At 69.1% G+C, this 3,818-nt stretch carries 4 protein-coding genes; 1 reads left to right on the top strand and 3 read right to left on the bottom strand.

The annotated features are described in order from the left end of the window. Positions 1–46 precede the first annotated feature (46 nt). The 3 genes from hisG to hisS are packed head-to-tail and all read right to left on the bottom strand — an operon-like array spanning position 47 to position 3,359. Positions 47–754 (bottom strand): ATP phosphoribosyltransferase, encoded by a 708-nt coding sequence (hisG, locus tag V7Q53_RS23165; protein WP_333831384.1) that lies wholly within the window; start codon positions 752–754, stop codon positions 47–49. Further along, a complete protein-coding gene (locus V7Q53_RS23160; RefSeq protein ID WP_333831383.1) occupies positions 754–1,860 on the bottom strand; it encodes an ATP phosphoribosyltransferase regulatory subunit in 1,107 nt (368 codons plus the stop codon). The genes hisG and V7Q53_RS23160 overlap by 1 nt, the downstream gene beginning before the upstream one ends. Beyond that, complete coding sequence (gene hisS, locus V7Q53_RS23155; protein WP_333831381.1) at positions 1,857–3,359, bottom strand: histidine--tRNA ligase; 1,503 nt, start codon at positions 3,357–3,359, stop codon at positions 1,857–1,859. Before hisS ends, V7Q53_RS23160 begins: the two co-directional genes overlap by 4 nt. A gap of 139 nt (positions 3,360–3,498) precedes the next feature. Between hisS and V7Q53_RS23150 the strand changes: the two genes are divergently transcribed. Further along, positions 3,499–3,708: a SlyX family protein gene (locus V7Q53_RS23150; protein WP_333831380.1), complete on the top strand. Its 210-nt coding sequence runs from the start codon at positions 3,499–3,501 to the stop codon at positions 3,706–3,708. The last annotated feature ends 110 nt before the right edge of the window (positions 3,709–3,818 follow it).

The raw sequence follows: 3,818 nt of genomic DNA, 5'->3' as shown, positions 1-3,818 counted from the left end.
TGGCCGCAGGCCAAGAGGGGGGCAACGCCCCCCTTACCCGGCCCCCTCAGAGCGCCACATCCCCCGGCAGCCCCAGCCGCGCCAGCACCTCCGTCAGCACAGCGCGCTCGCCCTCCCACGGGGCATGGCGCGCCGCGAACAGCGTTGCCTGCGAACGCAGGACTGGCGGCGCCGACAATATCTTCAGGTGGTTCGCGCGCAATGTCTCGCCGGTTGAGGTGATATCGGCCACCGCCTCGGCGGTCAGGTTGCGGATCGTGCCTTCCGTCGCGCCCTGGCTGTCGACCAGCTGATAATCGGCCACCCCATGCGCGCGCAGGTAATCGCGCACCAGCCGGTGATACTTGGTGGCAATCCGCAGACGGAACCCGTGGGCGGCACGAAACGCCGCCGCCGCCGCGTCCAGATCATCCAGCGTATCAACATCGACCCAGGCCTCGGGCACCGCGATGATCAGATCGGCATGGCCAAAGCCCATCGCCGCCAGTTCCACCACCACGCCCTGCCAGCCCGCCAGCTTCTCGCGCACCAGATCGGTGCCGGTAACCCCCAGATGGATGCGCCCCGCCGCCAGCTCGCGCGGGATCTCGCCCGCCGAGAGCAACACCAGCGAGGCCCCCTCCACCCCCTCGATCGCGCCGGAATACTCTCGCTCATTCCCGGTGCGCCGCATGGCCATGCCGCGCGCGCCGAACCAGTCAAAGCACTGCTCCATCAGCCGCCCCTTGGACGGCACACCGATCTTGAGAACCATCACGCCCCCCCCAGCAAAGCCACCAGCGCCGGCCGGATCACGCCACCCACCGCCGGGATCGAGCGCCCCTGCCCCAGCACCGCGGTCAGCGCGTCATAGCGCCCGCCGGTGGAGACCGGCGGCAGGTCAGGCCGGGCCTCGGCGTAAAAGCCAAAGACGAAGCCGTCGTAATATTCCAGCGTGGTGCGGCCATAGCTGCCTTCATAATCCAGCGCCTCCACGTCGATGCCGCGCGCCGCCAGTGCCTCCAGCCTGCGCGCAAACCCCTCGACCGAGGCGGAAATCCACGGCATGGCCCGCGCCGCCTCGCGCAGTGCGGCAAGAGCGGCGGGGCATTTGGCGGCAATCGCGGCCACGGCTTCCAGCTCATCAACCAGCGCTGCGGGAATGGCGGGGGTGGCGGCATCCTCGGCCAGCGTCTGCAACCGCGCGGTGATCTCGGCGGGGCTGCGCAGGCCGATATGCGGTGCGCCGCTCTGCGGATGTTCGCCGCGTTCCAGCGCCGCCAGCAGTGCCAGACGCTCAGCCGACAGGGCCACGCGGCCCGCATAGCGCTCCAGCAGCGCGCGGAACCGCCCCGGCCGCCACAGATGGCGCATCAGCGCGGCCTTGCGCGGGGCCGATGTCGGCAGCCCGGCCACGGCGGCGCGCAGAATGCCGATGTCGCCGGTCGCCGCGCGCAGCCCCAACGGCGCAAGCAGCCGGGCGAACAGCGCGAACACCTCGGCATCGGCATCCAGCGGGCGGTCGCGGTCGAACACCTCATAGCCCGCCTGCAGATATTCCGACTGCCGCAGCGCGCCGGGGCTCTCCTGCTTGCGGAACACCTCGCCCAGATAGCAGTAGCGCGCCGGGTCCGCCCCTTCGCGCATATGGGCCTGCACCACGGGCACCGTGAAATCCGGGCGCAGCATCATCTCGCCTTCCAGCGGGTCGGTGGTGACATAGGCACGCGCGCGGATGTCTTCGCCGTAGAGGTCCAGCAGGGTTTCCGCCGGTTGCAGGATCGCGGCCTCGACGGGCTGCGCGCCCTCGGTCTGAAACGCGGCCAGAAGCCGCGCCCCTTCGGCCCGCGCGCCCGCGGGATCGAAGCGCAGCGGGCTCACTTTCCGGCGTCCAGAATGCGCCGGACGGCGGCGACCATCTCGCTGCGCGGCGCCTCGATCTGCGCGGGGTTCGCTTTCCACTCCTCCAGCGTCGCATCCTCGGCAATCTTCGCGCCCAGCACCAGATCCTTGATCTGCACCACACCGCGCGCGGCCTCGTCGCCACCCTGGATAATTGCCACCGGCGCGCCGCGTTTATCGGCGTATTTCAACTGGTTACCAAAGTTCTTGGGGTTGCCCAGATAGACCTCGGCGCGGATACCAGCGCGGCGCAGATCGGCGGCCATCGCCTGATAATCGGCCATCCTGTCGCGGTCCATGACGGTGACAACCACCGGGCCGATGGCTGCTTTCTGCGCATGGCCCTTGGCCGCCAGCGCCGCCAGCAGACGGTCCACCCCGATGGAGACGCCCGTGGCCGGAACCGCCTGCCCGGTGAAGCGCTTGACCAGATCGTCATAGCGCCCGCCGCCCGCGACCGAGCCGAACTGGCGCTTGCGGCCCTTTTCGTCAAGGATTTCAAAGGTCAGCTCGGCCTCATAGACCGGGCCGGTGTAATAGCCCAAGCCGCGCACCACCGAGGGGTCTATGATGATACGGTCAGGGCCGTAACCCTGCGCGTCCAGCAGGGCGGCGATTTCCTCAAGCTCATCAACACCTTCCGCGCCGATCTTTGAGTCACCCACCAGTCCCCGCAAGACCTGCGCTGTCTCGGCACCCGTCCCGCGCCGCGCCTCGGTAAAGGCCAGCACAATATCGGCCTGCGCCGCACCCAGCCCCGCGCCCTTGGTGAAATCCCCGCTCTCATCCTTGCGCCCGGCGCCCAGCAAAGCGCGCACCCCGTCCTCGCCCAGCCGGTCCAGCTTGTCGATCGCGCGCAGCACAATCCCGCGCTCGCTGGCGAAGCGCTCCGGGTCCGCCGGGTCCAGCACGCCCGCGGCCTCCATCACGCCGTTCAGCACCTTGCGGTTATTCACCCGCACCACGTAATCGCCGCGCGCAATCCCCACCGCCTCCAGACAATCGGCCAGCATAGCGCAGATCTCGGCATCTGCCGCGACCGAGGCCGCGCCCACCGTATCCGCATCACACTGATAAAACTGACGGAACCGCCCCGGACCCGGCTTTTCATTGCGCCAGACCGGGCCCATCGCATAGCGCCGGTAAGGGCTGGGCAGATCGTTGCGGTATTGCGCGGCGACGCGGGCCAGAGGGGCGGTCAGGTCATAGCGCAGCGCCAGCCAGTCGACATCGGTGCCCTCGCTTTCCTGCCAGGCGAACACACCCTCGTTGGGGCGGTCGACATCGGGCAGGAACTTGCCAAGCGCCTCAACCGTTTCCACCGCGCTGGTTTCCAGCGGATCGAAACCGTAGCGATGATAGACCTCGGCGATCTGGTCCAGCATTGCCTTGCGCTGGGTCACTTCCGCGCCGAAATAGTCGCGGAAGCCCTTGGGCGTCTCGGCCCGGGGGCGGCGGGGGGCTTTGGTCTTGGCCATGGGTGCGTCCACTGGTGAAACGGGTTGGCGGTGGTCTAGCCGAAGGGGGAACGAGGAGCAAGGCGCGCAACGGGCTGGCAGGGCAGTTGACCGCCCCCTGCGGCGCGCCGATAAGGCCCCGAACGACGGAGAGAGCGCGATGACCACCGACCGTATGGACCGTATCGAAGAACAGATCGCCCACCTGACCCGCGCCACGGATGACATGAGCGACATCCTGCGCGCCCAGAGCGCTGAAATCGCCCGCCTCAGACGCCTGCTGACCCAGCTGACCGAGCGCGAAACCGAGCGTGGCGGCCAGGACGGCACGTCCATCCCCCTCGCCGATCAGCGGCCGCCGCATTGGTGAGCGGCGGCGCTGGCCAGCCGCCCTGCGGGTAAGCCGCACCACGACAGGATCAGCGCACAGGCCGGAGGGCGGGGTTGCGGTCCCGAAGGGAGCGCAACCCCGCCCTCCGG

This window comes from Pararhodobacter sp., assembly GCF_036802785.1.
Classification (GTDB): Bacteria; Pseudomonadota; Alphaproteobacteria; order Rhodobacterales; family Rhodobacteraceae; genus Pararhodobacter.
The sequence above is the reverse complement of the archived record's forward strand: the minus strand, read 5'-3'. Positions and strand labels throughout refer to the sequence as shown.

Coding starts and splice junctions, on each gene's coding strand:
- hisG (WP_333831384.1), bottom strand. CDS start 754: ATGGTTCTCAAGATCGGTGTGCCGTCCAAGGGGCGGCTGATGGAGCAG.
- hisS (WP_333831381.1), bottom strand. CDS start 3,359: ATGGCCAAGACCAAAGCCCCCCGCCGCCCCCGGGCCGAGACGCCCAAG.
- V7Q53_RS23150 (WP_333831380.1), top strand. CDS start 3,499: ATGACCACCGACCGTATGGACCGTATCGAAGAACAGATCGCCCACCTG.